The following is a 20,373-nucleotide window of genomic DNA, read 5'->3' on the forward strand; positions in this document are numbered from 1 at the left end:
CTTTAAAAGTTATATAATGATCTAAACTCAATCAGAACTTACTGTAGTTCTAATTAATTTTATTGTCTAATAGAACTTTTGCAATTTTTATAGTTCTCTTTAAAAGATAACCAGAATAACAGGTTTATATTCAAACTGAAGTTCAAAAAGAGGTTGACTTCCTCAATACGTATTGTTCTCGGTGTTGTTCTGAGATTAGTGCGATAGTAGAGGCGAGAAAAATAGTTATCAAATATGAAATAGCAAACAGGTCATGTCGCGATCTCATATCTGGTTGTAATTCACCCCTTTAAGGGATATATATGGAGGAATTTATATCATAAATAAGGATTCGGGTTTTATATTTATTCGGGGCAGATTGCCTTGAGGCCGGCTGCGATGTCGGGAAGAAGATCAATTGGGATACCTATTGTCATTTCTTCGTCTGCAATATCTGTATAAAGTCTGCTGCCGCTACAGCCTACTGTTACTGCCATTTTACCTTCTTTAGCCTGAACCACACCGTCGGAACAGAGGCTCTGTTTGCCCGCGAAACTGACTTCAAGCCTTCCCCCTTCTTTGTACATGTAAGCCTGAGTTAGCAGCATTACCTGCCTGGGATTGCAGATCACCAGTACAAGGTCCGGAATGAATGTGGTTTTCTCAAGGGGCGAATACAGGATAGCTTCTGTAGAGTGAGGGGCAAGGGTTGGCACCATATCAATAGTGCGCTTTGCGGCTTCCTGGGTGCTGAACTGTTTTAAACCTTTATAGTAGAATTCTCCACTTGCGACTTTTGGGGGAAGCGCTCCAAGACCCATGACTGCCGCGCCTCCTTTGCATAACTGATCATCCCACCCGGTGTATAACGCTTCTCCGGTCCTCCTTACACGGTCAACGAACTGGCAGTGTCTCATGGCTTCCTCAGCTTTTTTGATCCCTTCCGGAACTTTTTCTCCTTTAGGGATCAGTTTCACTGCAACAGGGGATGTTTCAAGTTTAAGGCAATTGATTATTTCCTGTCCATAATTGTTGATTTCTTTTAATTCCATTTTATCACTCTAGCCGCTATTTTGTTAATATTGTTTTTAATATTTTTGTTAATATTATTTTTTATATGTATCTTCTCTTTTTTACCTATCTGTTTTTGCTCAGTTTTGACTAAATTATACATAACCGAATTCAATATAAATATTCTCTAGTTATGATTTCTAAAGGATTTTTTCGCAGTACTCTTAATTTTTTATCCAGTTTCCATAATTCCCTTTTTCTGTCCCGTACTGCTCATTATCTTAAAAGGAGTAAAAACTGGAATTCATTCATTGAGTTATCTTCACTCAAGTTTGTCAAAAATAATTTCCATTTTTCCCATTCCTCTGGCAAGGTTTTTAGAGATCATGCCGTTTTCGAGCCAGCAGGCGTTCATCACGGCAGCCGGGACAAGGCATGTGGGAGTAAGAGGATTTTCAGCTGATTTCCGGGCGAGAACTGTATCGGGTCCTCCCATGAGGTCTTTTGTGCCCATATCGAATTTTGTGCCCCATTTTCTAAGTTTTTCACAGGTGGTTTTAATATGTATATGGGTGTTTTTTCCTTCTTTTGTAGCGATTATTTTTGTTGTATGTCCGCATATAGTATTGAGTGAAATTTCAGTGACCATTATTTATCCTCGTTTATTGAATAGTTATCCGGAGACTAAAAAGCTTTTTAGTGCAGAATCTGAGAGTTTCTTCCTTTCCTGTACCTGAATCTCTTTTCCTGTTATTTTTTATTTAATTCTGCATATATGTTTTTCTGTGCATTTTGTTTCTTTTTTAATCCGATAACTTTATAGGCTTAGGATGCTACTTTTGAGCCAGGTTACCTGTATTGAGGATCTGTACGGAAGTTCGTATTTCTATGGCGGTATGATCGCAAAGTTCATATACAATTCTATTCGTATTGCTTACTCCATAGCAAATATGCTAATTAAAGTACTCCTGTTAATACATTAATATATTAGCAGAGCAATTAAGCTACTGAAAGGTATGCTTATGCCCTGATAAGATCACCAGACAAGGATCACCAGGATTACAGGATATTCACTATCCGGATCATTCAAAGTTACGTCAAATATCGGCAGAATAACAATGAAAATAACGTTGAATAAAAGTCTATACTTATATTTCAATAAAATAATGAGGTTTTAATAATGAGATGGCAAGGCAGCTCCAGAAGAAAGGCTACCGGCGGGAAGATTATTGCTGCCCGCGGAAAGCGCAAGTTTGAAATGGGCCGCGAATCTGCGGAGACCCGTATCAGCGATGTAAAGAGAAAGAAAGTTCACACCATGGGTGGTAACAGGAAAGTAAGACTTCTCCAGTCCAATGTTGCAAACATTACCAACCCAAAAGACGGAAAAACAGTTACTGCAACAATCGAGACAGTAATTGACAATACCGCTAACAAGCACTATGTCAGGCGTAATATTCTGACAAAAGGTTCCGTTATAAGGACTCCCGTGGGAACTGCCAGAGTTACAAGCAGACCCGGGCAGGATGGAGTTATAAACGCTGTATTAATCGAATAATTGAAGAGAGCCCTGACCCCAGACCGGGGTTCTGTGCCTATTCTTTCCAAACTTTGTGCCGGTGGTCAATATGGATGAAATGATTCAACATATACTGGAAATCCTTGAAAACGATGCTCGAACAAGTCCTGAAGAAATCGCGACCCTGACAGGAATGTCTGCACAGGAAGTTTCCCAGACGATCGCAAAGCTTGAAGAAACAGGAGTTATCCGGCACTACAAGACCATAGTTGACTGGGACCTGGTTGGGGAAAATTATGTTTACGCCGTAATTGAGTTGAAGGTCACTCTCGAGCGTAACCAGGGCTATCAGGCAATTGCAGAAAGGATTTATAAATTCCCGGAAGTAAGGTCTGTCAGGCTTCTGTCCGGGGACTACGACATCTCCCTTACCGTCAGGGGGAAGTCAATGAAGGATGTGGCCTTTTTTGTGGCAGAAAAAATCGCCACTCTTGACCAGGTCCAGAGTACGTCCACGCATTTCGTGCTGAAGACCTATAAAGAAGACGGGGTAATCCTTCATGAACCGGAGTCAATTCAGAGGCTCCCGGTTTCGTTTTAATGCGAAACTGCTTAATCCCTACCCTTTTATCCCGTTTTACTTTACATCTGATTTAAATAATTTTTTATAGAGGTGTTTGCTTGAGACCTCCATGCGATCCTTCAAAATTCATTGCGGAAGCTGTAAAGAGTATCCCCCCATCAGGAATACGCCGTTTTTTTGACCTGGTTTCCGGACTTGAGGACATTATCTCCCTTGGTGTGGGAGAGCCTGATTTCATCACTCCCTGGCATATCCGTGAGATGTGCATCCACTCACTTGAAAAAGGGCAGACTTCATATACCTCAAACTCCGGGCTTCCGGAACTCAGAGACGAACTTACAAGGACCTATTACAGGCGCTATGGACTGGACTATAATCCGGAATCCGAAATTCTTATCACTACAGGAGTAAGCGAAGCCCTTGATATAGCAATCCGGGCAGTGGTAAACCCCGGAGATGAGGTAATTGTGGTTCAGCCCTCTTATGTAGCGTATGTCCCTTCAGTGATTATGGCAGGAGGCAAGCCTGTTATTGTTTCCACACACAGGGACGATGATTTCAGCCTTACTGCAGAAGTTCTTGAACCTGCAATCACCAGCAAAACAAAGGCAATAGTCCTCAATTTCCCCAACAACCCTACAGGCGCAATTATGCAAAAGGAAGGAATGGAGGATATCGCAGACCTCGTTGTTGAGAATGACTTATTTTTAATTTCCGACGAGGTTTATGAGTGCCTCACCTATGAAGGTACCCATGTACCATTCTCTTCCCTTGAAGGCATGAAAGACCGTACCGTTATGCTGAACGGCTTTTCCAAGGCTTATGCCATGACGGGATTAAGACTCGGTTTTGCTATGGGAGCTCCGGATATCATTCATTCTATGATGATGATCCACCAGTACTGCATGCTCTGTGCCCCCATAACCGCGCAGGTAGGGGCAATTGAGGCTCTCCGCAATGGTAAAGGAGAGATGGAGAGGATGGTCAGGGAATATGACCGGCGCAGGCACTTTATTGTAAATGGTTTTAATAGGATAGGGCTTGAATGCTGTAACCCTAAAGGAGCTTTTTATGCCTTCCCTTACATAGGAGATACAGGGCTTTCCTCTTCTGACTTTGCAGAGCGCCTGCTGAATGAAAAGAAAATTGTTACTATCCCGGGAGATGTCTTTGGAGAAGCGGGTGAAGGTTTCCTGCGCTGTGCATATGCAGCATCTCTTGATGACATTAAAAAAGCAATCGAGAGAATGGGAGATTTTGTAGACGGATTAAAACAGTGAGTATTGCCGAATTTTTCGGTCTACATTTTTCTTATTCTTTTCTGCTGGTTTCTACATTTTTCCTTAATTCTGATCTTTAACTACTTTCTTATTTTTAATTACTTTCTAATCTTTTTATTGCATTTTTATATTCAACTTTATTATTTCTGTTTAGCCTCATCATCTTCCAATCGTGTAACCAGGGCGTTTACTTTATCATCCATTTTTTCAATCAGCTCGTTCATCTGATTGTACCATTCATCAACGTTTTTCTTAACCATCTGCTTCATTTCCTGAGGTTCGATGGCTACATATTCGTAATAGTACCCCCCGCTTTCGATGGACCTTGTTTCTCTGTAAACAATTCCACAGGCTATGAGGTTCTGAAGAGAACGGTATGCAGTGCTCCTTTCTCTGTTAAGAATCTCTCCCAGCTTTTCTGCTGTCTGGGGTCCATGCACAAGCAGAGCCTTATATGCCTCGATGTCGAGCGACTTCAAACCGAGCACACATTTTACCATGTCCTCGCACTTGAAGCTTGCTCTGATCATTTCATGAATGGAATTTGTCATAAAACCACTATTTAAGGAAAATTCGTCCTTTTTATTTTAGAATTTATTACTGTTTTATGGGACCGGCCAGCATTTTCATACAATGCACAGATATGGGTTGAGGGAGCTCACAAAACAGAAAATCTTTTTCCAGTCTCCAAATCTGCTTTTAAAAGCATGTCCTTTATTGTATTATTCCCTCTAAGCGTTTTTTATACCCTTTTACTATTTGTTATTCCCTTTTAGTGTTATTTAATTACCAATATCAGTGAATCTATTTATAAACTTGTTTCTCGCTCCTGATGTTATTATTTTTGTCAGGCAATATCTGCTAATATTTCATCATACCTTCATGGTCATTTTTAAAACGTTAATTCAAGGGTTTCTGGTCGGGAAATTTTATATATCATTTCCTGACTCAATAAGTTCGAGGTTTATGCAGCCCATTATCCCTGAAGACGAACGTTCTAAAGAGCCTCTTGATACCGAGAGAATAATTTACCATCCTGATATGATAAAAGCCAACGACTGGGTTATTAATGAGTATGAAGCCCCTTACAGGGAGGTATGTATTTTTGTTCCCTGCGCCAAGAGAAAGCCTTACCATGAAAGCCCGTCCCATAAAAAATTTGACCGGATAATCTTCGGAATTTTAAAGCCTGAAGATGTACACATAGTTACCTTCGGGACCTGTGGAATCGCTCCAAGGGAACTTGATACACAGTACCCGTTTATGAATTATACTTTCATGATGGGCAAATGCAATGTGACAAAGATCAAGAGAGACTTCATCAAAATAGAAAGTGAAAGAATTGCCGCCTATCTTGAAAAGACAAGGAATAACTACAGGCACAGGATAGCCTACTGTATCGGGGATTTCCGGACTGCAATGGAACAAGCCCTGGAAATGGTTGATGTAAAGGTTGATATCGTCCCCAGGGAAGCCACAATTCAGAAGATGATTCAGCCCGGTAAATCTTTCATTTACAACAGCCTCTCGTCCAGAGAGTACCTTCAGGACCTTTCCGATGCAATTACCGACGCCTTCGGGCTTCCCGGAAGGGAAGTAGGCTTGAAGGAAGACCTCTCGGTGGACGATACCGACTGGTATATTCTGTAACCTGGTAACTTAGTTTTTTCTACGTTCCTCCTCTCCTTTTTCGCTCTCTATTCAGAACTTCGAGACAAAGGTTCTTGCCTGCCAGAGAGCGATAACCGAAAGGACCAGGATAAGAACCATCCACATTATATCCGCTCCCGGGATGAAGGAATTCTCCCAGTATGCATTGTAAGCTTCCATGGCAGCTGCAGATTGTACCATCTTTTTCTTCCCTCCTTTTTTCTCCTTACACGTACCTTACGCAGGCGTCTGATCCGCGAACCTTTCCGAAATCCGTAATTACGTACTTATGCAGCAGGAACCCTTTTTTATAGATCCCTTCTTCATCAACTCTCTGTTCCAGGTCCCTGAGCATTCCGCCTGAAGCAAGTTCGATAATATCAAAGTTGATGCTGTCCCTGCCGTAATTTCCCTGCATGTTATATTCTTCCTGGATCTTTGAAACAATTTCATAGTTCCAGTGTTCTTCTCCATCCAGAAAGAGTTCCAGAATCCTGAACTTTATCGGGCGGTTTTTCCCCATATCTTATCATCCCCTCAGGGTTTCGATTTCTGCAGCTTCTTCAGTGAACATTACGAAACTTCCTATGATGCAGAGAGTCCCTCCAAGGAGAATTGTCCACTGGGGTACATCACCGAAGAACAGAAAAATGAAAATAACCGCAAAAAACCCGTAGAGGTTTCCGATTCCCTGTCCTCTTCCTACTCCTATCAGCGGGAAAGACTTATACCACGAAACATAACAGAATCCGAAGGTGATTCCTGCAAAGATCAGGACAAGAAGTGCCATGGGTTCAAAAGCCTGAAGCGCATAGGTATACATTGGAAAACCGACAATCGCCAGAATAGGCACAATAATGATCCACCAGATGATATTTTCTCCAAGGAATCGAAGGGTCAGGCCTACATCCGGTTCTGAAATATCAAGTCCTTTGCCTGCGATAGCCCCTTCAATTCCCCAGCCGACTGCTGCCATAAGGCCGCCAAGATATCCTATCCAGGGGACATTACCTGTCCCAAGTTCGGTAATCAGGCCGCCTCCGAAGATCGTAATTCCGCCTATAATTATGATAATAATCCCTGCTGCAGCCCTTTTCGTGATTTTCTCTCCGTACCAGTAGTAAGCAAGTATGGACCCTATGACCGGGTAAAGAAGAGCTGCGACAGCTGCAAATGCTCCCCCTATGAACCCCATAGCCATAAAAGACCCGAGAATTGCTATAGGTCCTCCGAAAACCGAGGCAAGGAAAAACCACTTGGAACAGGGACTGAACTCCCTGAGTGTTCTCGAAAGTTCGCCGAATTTTTGCAGCACTCCATTCCAGAGCATAAGTGCAAGCATAACAGTCAGGGCATTAAACGCGGTTATCAGAGCTGCGGTAACAACGAGAGAAACCCCATCTCCATTTGTTTCAGCAATTGCTCCGAACATTTCGTCAAAAGGATTAAGCACCCATATTACAGTTCCCGGAAGATACCAGATCCCCCAGAACACAGCACAGAAAAGAGCCCACATATACCCTTTACTGACCCTTCTTCTGTTTTCCTGTTCTTTCAAAGCTTTCAGATCTATGCCCACTCCTCCTTTGTTAGAGTATCAGGCAGGTGTGCCGGGGGACTTTCTGGTTTATTTTTGCCCCCGGGACTGCCCGCTCTTCCGATTATCCGACCTTCAGAGCTGCTTTTACCTTGGCGACTGCATCGTTGGCGCTTTCACCGTAGATATCTGCACCGATCTTATCTGCCCAGTCCTGGGTTACAGGAGCACCCCCTACCATGGTTTTCACCTGGTCGCGGACACCTGCTTCTTTGAGCTGTTCCTCTATCTGTATCTGGTTAACCATTGTGGTAGTCATAAGTGCAGAGGATGCAACAACCTGAGGTTTGAGCTCCTTCACCTTTTCTACAAAAGTCTTAATTGCAACGTCTCTTCCAAGATCCACAACCTTGAAACCGGCAATGTTCAGCATGGAAGCCACAATGTCTTTTCCGATGGAGTGGATGTCACCTTCGATAGTCCCTATAATGACCGTTCCCAGGTTTTTGGTCTGAGACTTGCGCTTCTCCATTTCCGGCGTGATAACTTCTATGCCGGCCTTCATGGCTTCAGCAGCTGCAAGTACATGCGGAAGGAAAAGGGCTCCCTGTCCAAACTGTTCGCCGACTTCTTCCATGCCTGCAGTGAAGCCCTTCTCAATCAGCTCTACAGGGTCAACCCCTGCGGCAAGGGCTTCCTCTGCGACTTCTGCTGCAAGTTCTTCATCAAACTCGGTAATCGAATTTTTTGCCTTTGCTATAATTTCTTCTTTGCCTGCCATTTTTACTCCTCCCTGCTCTTATCCCTCTTTGAATGCTCTGTCAGCTTTATCCACAATCGCCTGCATGTCCTTGAGGATATCCGCATCTACTGGTGGCACCTGATGGTTTTTCAGGATATCCTGGACCTTTTCGTTTGCCACGGCTGCAAGGTCTTTTGACCCGGATGCTGCCCAGTCTCCGAACATGCGCCTGTCGATGAGCATGGGACTTGACGGGTAATCTACAAGCATCCTTGTCTGCTTAAGGGCGAGGAAATTGTTTCCTATTCCTACTTTCTGGATAGATTCGACTGCAAGGGTTTCAGGGGAAACTGGAATTCCCTGCATTGCTTTCTTAACCATTTTGATAATGTCGTTGTCAATGACGAGCTGTTCCATTGAGAAAGTCATCCCAAGCTCAAGCATCCCGGCTCCGTAGATGGTATTTGCTCCGGCAAGCGCCGGGAGGAGACATGTCATTGTCTTTTCGTGTCCTGCCTGGTTGTCCGGGATCTTGGCATCAGACTAGGTGCCTGCAACATAGGAAGGCAGGCCATAGAACTGGGCAAGTTTTGCTACAGCAGCACTTATCAAGCCGAGTTCTGGAGATCCTACAGGGGCAGTGCCTTTCTTCAGGTCAAAAGTGGTTGTTGAGCTTCCGTACCAGACTTTAGCTCCGGGCACTGTCAGCTGGGCAAGAACAATTCCTGAAAGGACTTCGGCATTGTGGGTCACAAGGGTCCCTGCAAGGTACACAGGGGACGATCCGCCTGACATTGCCATGCTCAGGACATTCACAGGCATTCCGAAGCGTGCACCCCTGATTATGACCTGGCAGGCATTGACGCTGAGTTCAAGCGGGCTGGTAGGGCAGAGCAGCATGGAAAAGATAGGCTTTTTCCTTGCTTCTTCTTCATCGCCGCCGTAATAGGCTTTTACAATTTCCCGGTAGTAATCGACATGTTCCCCTACAGGGTCAATGTGGTGGTAGTGTTTTGCAGTATTTGCTATAGGGGTAAGGGTTTCATGGACGTCCTGAGCTCCCTTCCCAGCCCAGTCCCTTGCGGATACCGGAAGTGAGAAGTAATCGATATTTTCTGCCCAGTCGCAGAGCTTTGCGATGTCTGCAATGTCCTGTTCCACGGAGTCAACAGTTACGTATTTTCCGTCCTGGTACTTGCACATCTTAACACCGGTACCGAAGCAGGTCCAGTGTACCTTGCCTCCTGCTTCCTGGACAGTATTGTACTTTTTGTCCCTGCCCCAGAGAACGAACCTTGAAGGCGCAAGCTGAAGGGCTCTCCTTACAAGATATTCGGGGATCTTTACAATACTGGTTTTTTCGTCAACTTCACAGCCATTTTCTTTGAAGATCTGCCTTGCTTCAGGGTCCGATACCTGAACACCCGGGTTCATCAGAACTTCCATTGTGGCATAGTGAATTGCTTTGAGTTCATCGGTAGTAAAAAGGCTTAATTCTATGCCATTAAGTGCGTTGAATCCTGCAACTGCATTATTTTGCGCCATTCTCTATCTCCTTTTTCCTGAATATTTCCGGTTTGCTTCATTTCATTAGCTAAGTTTGTCTTACTCAGAGCAAATTCTTTTATCTTCGATTCAGGGTGCAGAGACTATGAAGAAAAGAGTACTTTTTACATGAAATGAAGGTTTTTCATGTAAATAGACATAAAATAAATCAAAAAATAAACTTCAGATTTTCAATTCCTGTTTTCGGTTAAACAGGCAAAATCTGAAAAAAATAAAGTCCAGTACTTTCCCCCATTTTCTTAAAGCCTGTACTTCTCCCCGCTTTTCGCTCCAGAAGCTATCTGTTTTTGTGCCTCTGCTGCTTTTTTCTTGATACTTATTTATACTTCAGTTATTTCTTTTTTAATTCCGGGAAAATTTTTTAGTCTTTCTTCTTGATATCATCTTTTTTCTGGTATGCCCCCGAGGATTACTTTTTTACAATATATTTTATACTATTCTGCTTATTTTATTTTGAATATTTTTCTATATATATTTTCCTGATAATTCTTTTTTCTCCCTACTTTCTCCGCTTTTTGCTACCTTTCTAGCCTTTCCTTTTTCCTGACCCGGGTTACTTCCGGTTTTTTTCCATACTTTCCTTTTTGTTCTTGACCTCTGGGTTATTTTCCGGTCTGTTTTCTAAAGAGTTCACATGAGTTAATCTTAATACCGAGCAGCCTCTCAATATTCATTTTTGCAGCAATTCCCTTTGCAGATCCCGGAACCGAGGTAATAACTCCTATATTTAGTTCTTCACGGAGTTCACGCATAACGTATTCATCCGCAAGGTCCCTGGTTTCTACATTAAGCTTCTTTGCCACGTACTCCTTTGCCTCTTTAATCTTCATGTTCTTTGAGAACTGCATCCTTGCAACAAGGTCTCCTGCTGCTCTCATTCCTGTCATACCTGAAGCCATTATGTGGGAGATCGGCATACCCAGAGGGTCGCCGACCCCGATCTATATGCCGTCTACGCCTGCAATCTCAACCATTGCCTTGCTTGCCCTTGTGACGGCATCAATCGGGGGAGTTTCAAGCATGGGTATCCCGCCTACTCCCATACCCATGTCAACATGGCAGGGCAGGGAAGACACTTTTACAGCTTCTTTTATGAAAGTCACTGCGCGTGCAAGGTTCCATGGAGAGGTCTTGCTTGTGTTTGTATTGACAACAGGCCCGAAAACATTTGCACCCGCTTTCGCAACAAGTGGAGCCTGCTGGTGTGGCCAGAGCCCCGCAAGGGTAACTCCATCATACTGAAGGTTTCCGTGCATTCCAAGTACCATCTCACCTGCCATTCCGGCTTCGATGTACATCTCAGGGAACTCTTTTCTCAGAGCCTCAATTGCGTGAAGAGTCCCATAAAAATCTCCATCCCCTGCGGCAGCAGTTGTGTCAAAGTTAACGCCGTCTGCGCCTGAAGCAAAGAGCTTCTGCATTATCCAGATCGTATCCCTTGTAAGGTGTTCGGCTGCGTGCTCCATGGAGTCCCAGGCTTCCTGAATCTTAAAAGCTTTCATGAGGTCGCCGGGGTTTTCGAAAGGTCCGTCAGGAGTGTAGTACAGCCCCATGTTCGGCATTGCACCGTAAAAGAGCGGTATGATCATATTCTGCTGGCAGACTTCCATTGCCTGGCACTCGTTTGCAACAACTGGTTTTACCGGCTTGAAACTGTAGTCAATGTGGCCGAGTTCCATTGTGTCAGCGCCAAATGCCCTTTCGTGCATCATGCACCCTACAAGACGGCTGGAAGGGATCCCCACACCGCTGTTGCCCTGGTCACCGTCAAGCCGGATTGTACCGATGTCATGAGTCACAGGGATTTCCATACCATGCTCGACACTGACGGCTTTGCCGGGCATCATAAGGATTTCTGCAAGCTTATTCATTTCATCAGCACTGAGGGCAGGGATCTCACCAAGATCTGCAGCATTTGCAGTACCTGCCTCAATCTCCTCCATAATTTTTTCCCTGGCAAGGAAAACCCTCTTTCCGTCTCCCATTCTCAAAGCATATTCAGTTGCCATTTCTTTTCACTTCCTCACAAGCAGTTCTTTTGCCTTTGCTACAGCTTCGCTTGCGTTTTCTGCATAACAGTCCGCGCCTATTTTGTCAGCCCATGCCCGGGTTGCAGGGGCACCGCCTACCATCACTTTCACCTTCTCCCTCATGCCTTCTTCTTTAAGGAGTTCAATAACCTCTCTCTGGCCCTGCAGGGTTGTGGTCATAAGCGCGGAGATCCCTATCATGTTTGCATTGACTTCTTTTGCTTTCTCGACAAAGTTCTTTATAGGGACGTCCCTGCCTATGTCGTGGACTTCAAAGCCTGCAGACTGCAGCATTGTTGAGACGATTGATTTCCCTATGTCATGAACGTCTCCTTCAACTGTCCCATTTACAATAACCCCAAGTTTCTTTGTCCCGGTACCTGCAGGCATATCCGCTTCAAGGACTTTGACTCCGGCAGTCATCGCATCGGCTGCCATCATTACATGCGGCAGGAAAAGTTTCCCTCTCTCAAATAAAACTCCCACCTGGTTCATGCCGGCAGCAAGCCCTTTTTCGATTATTTCCGCAGGCTCCATAACCTGCTTTGCTTTTTCAACTGCAGCGAGTACTGCATCCTTTTTACAGGAGATTATTGCTTCCGAAAGCTCCTGAAGTAACTCCTCTTCGCTTGTCATTCTCAACCCCCATTTCATGCCATATTTGAAAACAGGATAAATGCTTCACGCCCAGAAAATCCCTTACTCACTATATAAAAATAAAACACTTTTTCAGAAAAGCCGATATCCGGGATATTTTTATGCACTCCTCTCCGAGGTGTAATCCTGCGAAAATCTGTCAAGTATCTTTTTTCTGATCAAGACATTTTGTTTAATGTTTTTTAATTAAATATTACTATCCGATAGAAATTATTAAATCTATCCCATATTTCTCAAACATCAGGAATTTTCCGGACTGAAATATGAGATTTCTGTGAAGCTCATGATGTATAAAATAGAAAATAAAAGGTGAAAGTATACCGTTGCAGGTGCAGGTATACCGGTTCTTGCCATAGTCCCTTATAAGCACTAATATGAAAAAGTGTTTCAAGCATGATAAAGTGTTTCAGGCTGTTAATTGCCCGGCAGCAGGTACGGAAGATGAAAAATTAGTTAAATAAATGATCTTTGACTGAGATGTTCTCAGTCATCGTCTATCCCTGAGTTTTCTCCTACTGAAAGCATAAGTTCCCCGTAGAGCAGTTTCTCAAGGGTTTCGGCTACATACTTTCTCTGCTGGTATTTCTGAATATCCTCGTGCATCCTTATATCCGAATCTACCTGGACCCTGAGCAGGGCGAAATGAAAAGCTTTTTCATTTTTTATCTGCGCAGTATGAAAGGTTTCCAGCATGTAAGGCAGTTTTCTGGGGTCTTCTATTACTTCGCTTAAAAGCAACATTTCTTCAGGGATATCCTCAGTATGCACACATATGTCTTTTTTCCCGGTTATGAGCTGCAGGTTTTTTTCCGAATATTTTTTCTCAAGAATGACTACTTCACCCAAACTTTCAACCTCCATCCCTATAGAAATCTTTGAATTTCCCTGATAATTCGCTGCATATGAATAAAAACATCTGCTTATCAGGGCAGCGGTTGAAATAAAAAAGGAATAAGTGGCAGATTCAGGCCAGCATTCCCTTTACTATAATATCTATTGCATCGTCCTCTTCAAGCCCGCGTGCCATAAGAGTTTCCACTTCTTTTTTGTCCACACAGCCAATAGCTGCTTCATGTGTGACCTTGGCAAGAGGGTTGTCTACACGGACAATTGGCACAGCTTCGGCTTTAGCATTGCCCTGGATAACTTCCATGCAGTCGACATGCCCGCGGGCTCTTGGGGCATGACCTTCGGTGATCCCTCTGAAAACTGATTCTGCATTATCGGTTATGGCAATACGGCTTTTAATAACACTGCGTGCATTTTCCCCGTTAAGGGAGATTCTCTCCAGAACCTTTATTTTATCGTCCGCTTTTCCGTAGACTTTGGTTACCATTTCACATATCGAGTCTTTCTCTGCATCCACGCTGTAATCAAATTCCAGATACCCTACCCTGCCCGAGACCAGGGAAAAATTCGTGTAATAGCTGCCTCCTTCTTCGATTTTTATGTGGGCTTTAGGTAAAACCTGAATCCCGCCGTGAGGGCCGTGGAAATGCGTCTCTGTGTATTTCAGGGCTGCATTCTTTCCTATAATCATCTCGGCATCCATTTTGTGGATAACTTTTTCAGCATTGGGGAAGGTGCAGTGGGCTATAAGCTCGACAGCGGATTCTTCTTCAGCTACGAAGTCCATTTTGATTTCCTGAAGCCCGTCTTTTGGGACCAGCCCGAAGCAGAGGTGGACAGGCAGGGGGATCTTATAACCTTTTTTAATGGTCAGTTTAATGTCCACGCCGTGTTCGGTCTCTTTTTTCTCAAGCACTATGCCTTCAGTCGCATTTGCGCTGAGCACTTTATTTCCGCTTACCACAAGGCTCGAGAGCCCATGGTTATGCAGGACTGCAGCATCTCCTCCCGCTGCTGTGTAAGCTGCTGTTATATCTTCTGCTTCTCTTGAAAGCGTATTCAATGTAATCGGAGTCATTTTTCAGACCACCTTGGTGGGAGATACCCGGCTGTCACAGGGTATACATCTGTTTTTGAAAAATTCGCTAATTTCCAGGGGGTCTCCGCTCCTGAGGATGACCCCTTCGCACATCAGGGACGCTTTATCTGAGGCTGCTGCTATTTCTTCCCTGTGTGTAATAACTAGCACTGATGAGCCGTTTTCTTTAAGAGTCTGGATGAGTGAAACAATTTCTTTTAATGAGACCACGTCAATCCCGGAGTCCGGCTCATCAAGGATTGCAAGTTTCGGCTTCATGGTAATTATGGAGGCAAGTTCTATACGCTTCCTTTCGCCTCCGCTCAGCGCTTCGCCCACTTCCCTGTTAAGGTATTTCTCGGGCTTCAGGTCGACTTTTCTGAGGGCTTCCTTTATTTCTTTTTCCGTGATGCCGCCGTTGCCTTTTGCCCCTATAGCAAGGTAATCCCTGACTTTCAGCCCTTCAAAGCGGGCTGGCTCCTGCCAGGCAAGGGTTATGCCTTTTCTTGCACGTTCGGTTATTGAGAGAGCTGCAACATCTTCCCCGTTAAAAATGATGTTGCCCTCCTCGTGTTCATAACCCTGGAGCCCCATCAGGGTGTAGGCAAGTGTACTTTTTCCTGCACCATTTGCGCCTATGATGCTGTGGATTTCACGGTCACCTACCTCAAGGTTAATACCACGAAGAATTTTTTTCCCATCGCGGCTCAATATCAGGTTTTTTAAGGATAGAATCTATGACACCTCTAGCAAATTTTAGTTGGAGCACTGCAGTAAATCCTTGCAGCGCTGCAGGTCTTTAACGGTATTTACGTTTATTGCTAGTCTGGGATTATCAAGTATGAGATTAAAGTCTTCCTGTTCTTTCCTGATTTGAGAACTGTCAAGGATATTAACTCCAGCAGGCACGATGAGTTTTCCGTCCTTATTAAATACTGTGTCAGGCCTGGTCCCGGTTCCTCTGCAGACATTGATAGGGACATAAACGGAAAGTGCAGGTTTTCCTTCTTCCCTGTATTTCTCTATCACCGAATCAATAAGGTCAGGATTCACCAGCGGCAGGTCGGACATGATGATCATTACCGGGCCTGCAGTATTTGAAGTCTCTACTGCGTGAATCATGTCTCCCACATAGTTTCCGCCGAATGTCCTGATTACCTGTACCTCTCCCTTATAACGTTCTTGAATCATAATTTCGGTTTTCGGGGTAACAGGCGAGACCGCTACGAAAACCCGGTCTATATTTTTTGAAGCTCTAAGGTTATCTATTACATAGGTAATAAGCGGCTTTCCGAGCAATTCTACGCAGGGCTTTTCCCCCATACCAAGCCTCTGCCCGAACCCTCCTGCCATTACAATAGCGTCCATTCTAAACCTCCAAGGTATCCATTTAATGAAAGTTTAAGGGTAACTGCAATTACAATCAGGGCAGTTATCCTCCCAATCTCGTTGGCTGTACCGATTCCGTCACCGTTCAAGCCACCAAAGTGTGCATAACTCCTGTTAAGGAGTACGAGAGCAGAGATGCATGCTGCCAGGTATGGAATAAGCCCTATCAGTCCAAAGGGCAGGCAGCATACAACCGCACCGAAAATAAATCCTATAAGAAAATTTTTCCTGGTTGCTCCGTTTATTGTCATCTCCCCGAGGCCAGGATAAGTTTGTTCCTTCGGCCGTGGAAGTGGTTTTCCAAAAGCTGCAATTGTTAACATGGACTGCTTGGCGCTGACTTCCGCTATAAACATGGATGCGAACATCAGGAACGGAAGATTAGAGCCAAATGCAGCAATTCCTTCTTCCTGGACTGACCTTATAGAGCCGTAAAAGGTAAGCAGTACAAGTATGCCAAAAGCAACCCCTCCTGTCCCGAGGGTTGTGTCTTTAAGGGCTTTGACTTTTTTCTCAAGGGATCCATGGGCCATAAATCCGTCTCCCATGTCCGTGACTCCATCGAGATGGTTAAAGCCTGTGATGTAATATACGAACCCCATAATAAGAGCTGCCAGAACAGGACCCGGAAATACCAGCTGTCCCGCATATGCAACTATCCCTATTAGAAGCCCGAGAACGGCTCCAACTACAGGGTAAAAAAAAATCTTTTTCATGAGCTCATCGATCCCTTCCATAGTAATTCCTACAGGGATCGTGGACAGAAAACCAAAACCTGACTTAAATGCAAGTAAATATGAATTCATTATGTACCGCCTGTTTTTCAGTCTTTTCTTTCAAACTCTGCCATCCCTCTTGAATACATATTGGAGGACACCCCTCCTATGAGGCCTCCTATGACATCGTCCATAAAAGGTCCCAGGTTTGCAAGAATCCCGGGTTTTTGCTTATCGTACCTGACGAACTCGAATGCACCTTTGGAGCCGCTGATGTAGGTTGCTATGCTTGTGCCGAGCACTTCGTCCGCAATTATAAACGTCAGGTCTTTTTCGTAAGACTTTTTGCTGAGGTTAGGAAGGTTTCCGGCTTTTCCCTCTCTCTCAAGCAGGACCCCTGTGTAAATCAAAAGGCAGAGATTGGGGTCAGAAAGAGCGAATTTGAGTTCTCTTTTAAACAGAGCTTCAGCTTTTTCCCTTGTCTCAAGTCCAGGGTGAGGGACATACATTTCGAGAGCCGTATCTGCAAGGTCCTGGACACTTATGCCCTCTTCAGCCAGGACATCAAGGATATCAATGGTAGCTTTTTCCTCTATATTTTCAGGCTGCCCTTTTTTAAGGTCTCTTTCCTCAATATCTGATAACTTCAAACTGATCACTCCGGGGTTGTCAAAACGGTTATTTCAGGGGTTTTTAAATTCTTAAAACGGTTGTTCTTAATACAGTTAAGCTTAAAACAAAAATCCGGGCTTAAACCTGGTTTCAAGCTTCTGTACAGGTAAATATGATAGTACAAATGTCCCGGCACCACCTGCCGGGCACACTCAGCTTTCTCTGCCCCGGGCTGCGAATAAAACTCCGGATTACAAGGTTGACTGAGATTCTAAATTAATATCTTCCAGCATAAAGGGTTGAATTAACGGGTTTTAATAGGGTAATTGAGGATTTACGTTTATTGATCAAAAATAAATGATCTGGAGTAAATCTATTTTTCAGGGGTGAAGATAGATGCCCGCCATCCGGATCACTGCCACAAAAGCGACGAGTGAGAAGCCTGAAGCAATTGCTATTAATTGGGACACCCGTTTTATATCTTTTATCTCGGTGGGTGGGTACGAGGCTCCCAGAACATAAGTGTTGGGTTTTTCAAGTTTGACTCCCAGGGCTCCGGCGGTTGCAGCCATGGGATAACCGGAATTGGGGGAGGGGGTCTTCATTCCGTCTTTGAGTGCCGTCTTTACGCTGTCAAAAGGATTGATTTTTCTTCCTTTTTTAGGGAATAAAGATACTGTAAAGGCTGCTGCAAGGATAAAGATAACTGAGATCCGGGCAGGGATCCAGTTCAGCACGTCATCGGATTTTGCTGAGAAGTATCCCAGTTCCTTATAGGGCTCGGTTTTGTACCCTACCATTGAGTCCAGCGTGCTTATGGCTTTAAATGCATACGCTGCTACAAGCCCGTATTCCCCAAAGACTGCATAATAAAATATCGGGCTCAATATGCCGTCCACATAATTTTCCGATACTGATTCCACAACTGCCGAGGACATCTGGTTTTTTGTCAGTTTGGATGTGTTCCGGCTCACGTAAATGGGAAGCAGTTCCCTTACTTTTTCCAGCCTGTTTTCCTCAAGGTGTTTATAAATCTCCCTCGCGGGGCTCAGAAGGCAGTTGATTGCAAAGGTAGCTTTGAGGAAATAAGCTTCTATAAGAAGGGCTAAAAATCCCGGAATTCCGGGGAGGGCTGCAATGTAAAGGACTGAATACCCGAGCAATGACGCAAATAAAACGCAGAAGAGAGCCATTGCAGTACCGTAAAGTTTTCTGTGGTTTTTTGGGGCTGCATTTTTCAAAAAGCTGATAAGTTTTCCTATCCAGACGACCGGGTGGACAGCAGCAGGAGGTTCCCCGAAAACTATGTCTATGACTGCAGCTAGCAGAAGTACCAGAGCGAGGTGCCCGCTGTCCGGTATGATCATAAGATAGGCTCCATCACTTCTTTCCAGGCTACTTTTACGAGTTCGTCAGTATCCCCTTCGTGCATAAGGCAGTCAAGGATTTTCTGGGCTATCTCCTTTTTATGGACAAGGTGGCAGTCAACGCAACTCCATACCCTGCCTCCTCTTGAACTCTGTATCCATTTCCCTCCGGTTTTTTCGTTTTCACAGGGGTAAAACGGACAGAAGCAGAATGTGCAGTTCTGGCCTTCGAAATGGCACGGATAGTATTCGCAGGTCTTTCTGCCTCCGATGCCTTCTTCACTGGCTTTTTCGATTACGTGCTGCAGTTCGTTCTTTGCCTGTTCTCTGCCCCATTCAGTGATAACGTCCCCGATTGCAGCAATGAGCCTGTCGTTTTCTTTTTCTGTCCTGACTGCAACCCTTATGTAATTCTTTTCAAGGCCGTGGAAAGAAACACAGTCCCGGACAAGGACTCCTCGTGCTGCAAGGCGTGCAGTTAATTCGCTTGAATTAAGCATGAACTTGCTTACATCAACCAGTATGAAGTTAACATTCACTTCTCCGGCTTCAAAACCCCTTATCCTGTCGATTTTGGCTTTGAGGGTTTCTCCTTCTTTGAGTATCATTTCTCTTGCTTTTTTCAGGTAAGGGCTGTCAATTCCGCCTTCGATATTAAGAAGCGCAATTCCTGTATTGTTTGCAATAGCTCCCAGGTTCCAGGACAGCCTTGCTGTGTTAAGTATATCAGCCATAGCCGGAGGAGCTATTCCGAAGCCCATTCTGATTCCGGGAATTGCAAAGTCTTTTGTAAGGGAACGCATGACAAAAACATAATTATTTTCTGCAGGAAGGTCTGCAACACTCTGTGAAGGGTCTGAAAGCTCTATGAAAGCTTCATCCACATAGAGGAGGGTCTTATGTTCTCTGCAGCGTTCCGCAAGGACTTTAAGTTCTTCCCTGGTGCGGAGTTTTCCTGTGGGGTTGTTAGGATTACAGATAAAAAGGATTTTTGCTTCTTCCAGCACCTCATCAGGGAGTGTATTTACTTCTTCCTGTGAAGGACATACGGGTTCAGCTCCTGTGATCCGGCACTGCATTTCGTATTCTCCGAAAGTAGGCCAGGGTAAAAGGACTTTATCTCCCTTTTCTATCACGGATTCGACTACCAGCCTTACTATTTCCGTTGAACCGTTCCCAGGAACAATGCTCTGCGGTGTTACTCCAAGTCCTACAAACCTTGCAGCAGCTTCCCTGAACTCTACATACCTGTTATCAGGGTATTCCAGGAGTTTTCCACAACTCTTCTTGATAATATCTTCAAAGTTTAGCCCGTTTTCCGGATAGTCAAAGGGACTTCCCAGTGGGTTAAAGTTTGCACTGAAGTCGAGGATTTCGTTTTCGGGGATCCCGTACGTCTCCGAAGTTTCCTGGATTAGCCCTCCATGTCTGCAGGGCTTCAGGGCCAGCAGATGCTCCCTTAAAGGTACACTTCTTTGCTCTGACACGTTGATCGCAAATATTTAGCGTGAAGCCTGTATATTAAGTTGTTTATTATATTAGCTCGTGCAAACATGCCTTTATTTGCTTTATGGTTATTTGATTGCGAAAACTTTCTCTCATGGAATCCATTCTACTTTATTTTACAAAATAATTATATTTAATCTGTTTTTTAAAGTTCTTTTCCAGCCGGTTTCCCAGTCTCAATCATATGCATAGTACGCATATTTTCACTTTGTTAAGCATAAATAACGAAAAAGTAAAATAGCTTGCTTTTTACTACCATCCAGAAAAGCTGTAATGAGCAGAAAAAATCCCTGCACTTACAT

The 20,373-nt window shown here is 44.2% G+C and carries 20 protein-coding genes and 2 pseudogenes; 4 read left to right on the forward strand and 18 right to left on the reverse strand.

From position 1 onward, the window contains the following. Positions 1-344 precede the first annotated feature (344 nt). Together M886_RS07585 and M886_RS07590 are read right to left on the reverse strand one after the other, a co-directional pair. The gene (locus tag M886_RS07585) at positions 345-1,031 is read right to left on the reverse strand and encodes a DUF169 domain-containing protein (RefSeq protein WP_048039817.1); all 687 of its coding nucleotides are present in this window, start codon (positions 1,029-1,031) and stop codon (positions 345-347) included. A 281-nt stretch (positions 1,032-1,312) separates the two neighbouring features. Further along, entirely contained in the window at positions 1,313-1,639 is a 327-nt protein-coding gene (locus M886_RS07590) for a DUF6951 family protein (RefSeq protein ID WP_011033970.1), read from the reverse strand. A gap of 531 nt (positions 1,640-2,170) precedes the next feature. Between M886_RS07590 and M886_RS07595 the strand changes: the two genes are divergently transcribed. The 3 genes from M886_RS07595 to M886_RS07605 all read left to right on the forward strand — a co-directional run bounded on the left by M886_RS07595 (position 2,171) and on the right by M886_RS07605 (position 4,372). Then, complete coding sequence (locus M886_RS07595) at positions 2,171-2,548, forward strand: 30S ribosomal protein S8e (RefSeq protein ID WP_048039973.1); 378 nt, start codon at positions 2,171-2,173, stop codon at positions 2,546-2,548. 70 nt (positions 2,549-2,618) lie between these two features. Further along, on the forward strand, positions 2,619-3,110 hold the full coding sequence (locus M886_RS07600; protein WP_015412276.1) for an Lrp/AsnC family transcriptional regulator: 492 nt from the start codon (positions 2,619-2,621) through the stop codon (positions 3,108-3,110). Positions 3,111-3,190: 80 nt separating this feature from the next. Beyond that, entirely contained in the window at positions 3,191-4,372 is a 1,182-nt protein-coding gene (locus tag M886_RS07605) for an aminotransferase class I/II-fold pyridoxal phosphate-dependent enzyme (RefSeq protein WP_011033973.1), read from the forward strand. Between the two features lie 140 nt (positions 4,373-4,512). On the opposite strand, the gene M886_RS07610 is transcribed toward M886_RS07605, so the two are convergent. After that, entirely contained in the window at positions 4,513-4,923 is a 411-nt protein-coding gene (locus M886_RS07610; protein WP_048039972.1) for a helix-turn-helix domain-containing protein, read from the reverse strand. Between the two features lie 415 nt (positions 4,924-5,338). Here M886_RS07610 and M886_RS07615 point away from each other — a divergent pair, with 415 nt between their 5' ends. After that, entirely contained in the window at positions 5,339-6,022 is a 684-nt protein-coding gene (locus tag M886_RS07615; RefSeq protein WP_048051669.1) for a DUF5591 domain-containing protein, read from the forward strand. A gap of 51 nt (positions 6,023-6,073) precedes the next feature. Here M886_RS07615 and M886_RS18880 read toward each other — a convergent pair whose 3' ends face one another. The 15 genes and pseudogenes from M886_RS18880 to cobD all read right to left on the reverse strand — a co-directional run bounded on the left by M886_RS18880 (position 6,074) and on the right by cobD (position 20,052). Beyond that, positions 6,074-6,223, reverse strand: coding sequence for a hypothetical protein (locus tag M886_RS18880; protein WP_167333148.1), 150 nt, complete (start codon positions 6,221-6,223; stop codon positions 6,074-6,076). A gap of 25 nt (positions 6,224-6,248) precedes the next feature. After that, positions 6,249-6,545: a hypothetical protein gene (locus M886_RS07620; RefSeq protein WP_011033977.1), complete on the reverse strand. Its 297-nt coding sequence runs from the start codon at positions 6,543-6,545 to the stop codon at positions 6,249-6,251. 6 nt (positions 6,546-6,551) lie between these two features. Then, positions 6,552-7,595, reverse strand: coding sequence for a DMT family transporter (locus M886_RS07625; RefSeq protein WP_048039977.1), 1,044 nt, complete (start codon positions 7,593-7,595; stop codon positions 6,552-6,554). An 88-nt stretch (positions 7,596-7,683) separates the two neighbouring features. Next, complete coding sequence (locus M886_RS07630; RefSeq protein ID WP_011033979.1) at positions 7,684-8,340, reverse strand: methyltransferase cognate corrinoid protein; 657 nt, start codon at positions 8,338-8,340, stop codon at positions 7,684-7,686. An 18-nt stretch (positions 8,341-8,358) separates the two neighbouring features. Beyond that, a pseudogene (mttB, locus tag M886_RS07640) lies at positions 8,359-9,846 on the reverse strand ([trimethylamine--corrinoid protein] Co-methyltransferase). Between the two features lie 623 nt (positions 9,847-10,469). Continuing rightward, a pseudogene (gene mtbB, locus M886_RS07650) lies at positions 10,470-11,876 on the reverse strand ([dimethylamine--corrinoid protein] Co-methyltransferase). Positions 11,877-11,882: 6 nt separating this feature from the next. Beyond that, a complete protein-coding gene (mtbC, locus tag M886_RS07655; RefSeq protein WP_048039968.1) occupies positions 11,883-12,533 on the reverse strand; it encodes a dimethylamine corrinoid protein MtbC in 651 nt (216 codons plus the stop codon). 504 nt (positions 12,534-13,037) lie between these two features. Beyond that, positions 13,038-13,400, reverse strand: coding sequence for a hypothetical protein (locus tag M886_RS07660; RefSeq protein ID WP_011033985.1), 363 nt, complete (start codon positions 13,398-13,400; stop codon positions 13,038-13,040). Between the two features lie 118 nt (positions 13,401-13,518). Further along, the gene (locus M886_RS07665; RefSeq protein ID WP_048050975.1) at positions 13,519-14,481 is read right to left on the reverse strand and encodes a SufB/SufD family protein; all 963 of its coding nucleotides are present in this window, start codon (positions 14,479-14,481) and stop codon (positions 13,519-13,521) included. 3 nt (positions 14,482-14,484) lie between these two features. Beyond that, positions 14,485-15,192, reverse strand: coding sequence for an ABC transporter ATP-binding protein (locus tag M886_RS07670; RefSeq protein ID WP_011033987.1), 708 nt, complete (start codon positions 15,190-15,192; stop codon positions 14,485-14,487). Between the two features lie 45 nt (positions 15,193-15,237). Next, positions 15,238-15,849 (reverse strand): NTP transferase domain-containing protein, encoded by a 612-nt coding sequence (locus tag M886_RS07675; protein ID WP_011033988.1) that lies wholly within the window; start codon positions 15,847-15,849, stop codon positions 15,238-15,240. After that, positions 15,834-16,676, reverse strand: a complete 843-nt coding sequence (cobS, locus tag M886_RS07680; RefSeq protein WP_048050976.1) for an adenosylcobinamide-GDP ribazoletransferase — start codon at positions 16,674-16,676, stop codon at positions 15,834-15,836. Before cobS ends, M886_RS07675 begins: the two co-directional genes overlap by 16 nt. Before the next feature lie 17 nt (positions 16,677-16,693). Beyond that, positions 16,694-17,236 carry an alpha-ribazole phosphatase CobZ gene (gene cobZ / locus M886_RS07685; RefSeq protein ID WP_011033990.1) on the reverse strand — a complete coding sequence of 181 codons (543 nt, stop codon included), beginning with the start codon at positions 17,234-17,236 and terminating at the stop codon, positions 16,694-16,696. A 342-nt stretch (positions 17,237-17,578) separates the two neighbouring features. Further along, positions 17,579-18,565 (reverse strand): cobalamin biosynthesis protein, encoded by a 987-nt coding sequence (locus M886_RS07690; protein ID WP_011033991.1) that lies wholly within the window; start codon positions 18,563-18,565, stop codon positions 17,579-17,581. Next, complete coding sequence (cobD, locus tag M886_RS07695; RefSeq protein WP_015412284.1) at positions 18,562-20,052, reverse strand: threonine-phosphate decarboxylase CobD; 1,491 nt, start codon at positions 20,050-20,052, stop codon at positions 18,562-18,564. Before cobD ends, M886_RS07690 begins: the two co-directional genes overlap by 4 nt. Between the last annotated feature and the right edge of the window lie 321 nt (positions 20,053-20,373).

The organism is Methanosarcina soligelidi, from assembly GCF_000744315.1.
GTDB lineage: Archaea > Halobacteriota > Methanosarcinia > Methanosarcinales > Methanosarcinaceae > Methanosarcina > Methanosarcina mazei.

Excerpts from the sequence above, each read along its gene's own strand:
- M886_RS07615 (WP_048051669.1), top strand. The coding sequence starts at position 5,339 with ATGCAGCCCATTATCCCTGAAGACGAACGTTCTAAAGAGCCTCTTGAT.
- mtbC (WP_048039968.1), bottom strand. The coding sequence starts at position 12,533 with ATGACAAGCGAAGAGGAGTTACTTCAGGAGCTTTCGGAAGCAATAATC.
- M886_RS07585 (WP_048039817.1), bottom strand. The coding sequence starts at position 1,031 with ATGGAATTAAAAGAAATCAACAATTATGGACAGGAAATAATCAATTGC.
- cobS (WP_048050976.1), bottom strand. The coding sequence starts at position 16,676 with ATGAATTCATATTTACTTGCATTTAAGTCAGGTTTTGGTTTTCTGTCC.
- M886_RS07590 (WP_011033970.1), bottom strand. The coding sequence starts at position 1,639 with ATGGTCACTGAAATTTCACTCAATACTATATGCGGACATACAACAAAA.
- M886_RS07620 (WP_011033977.1), bottom strand. The coding sequence starts at position 6,545 with ATGGGGAAAAACCGCCCGATAAAGTTCAGGATTCTGGAACTCTTTCTG.
- M886_RS07595 (WP_048039973.1), top strand. The coding sequence starts at position 2,171 with ATGAGATGGCAAGGCAGCTCCAGAAGAAAGGCTACCGGCGGGAAGATT.
- M886_RS18880 (WP_167333148.1), bottom strand. The coding sequence starts at position 6,223 with ATGGTACAATCTGCAGCTGCCATGGAAGCTTACAATGCATACTGGGAG.
- M886_RS07630 (WP_011033979.1), bottom strand. The coding sequence starts at position 8,340 with ATGGCAGGCAAAGAAGAAATTATAGCAAAGGCAAAAAATTCGATTACC.
- M886_RS07690 (WP_011033991.1), bottom strand. The coding sequence starts at position 18,565 with ATGATCATACCGGACAGCGGGCACCTCGCTCTGGTACTTCTGCTAGCT.
- M886_RS07610 (WP_048039972.1), bottom strand. The coding sequence starts at position 4,923 with ATGACAAATTCCATTCATGAAATGATCAGAGCAAGCTTCAAGTGCGAG.
- M886_RS07665 (WP_048050975.1), bottom strand. The coding sequence starts at position 14,481 with ATGACTCCGATTACATTGAATACGCTTTCAAGAGAAGCAGAAGATATA.
- M886_RS07675 (WP_011033988.1), bottom strand. The coding sequence starts at position 15,849 with ATGGACGCTATTGTAATGGCAGGAGGGTTCGGGCAGAGGCTTGGTATG.
- M886_RS07600 (WP_015412276.1), top strand. The coding sequence starts at position 2,619 with ATGGATGAAATGATTCAACATATACTGGAAATCCTTGAAAACGATGCT.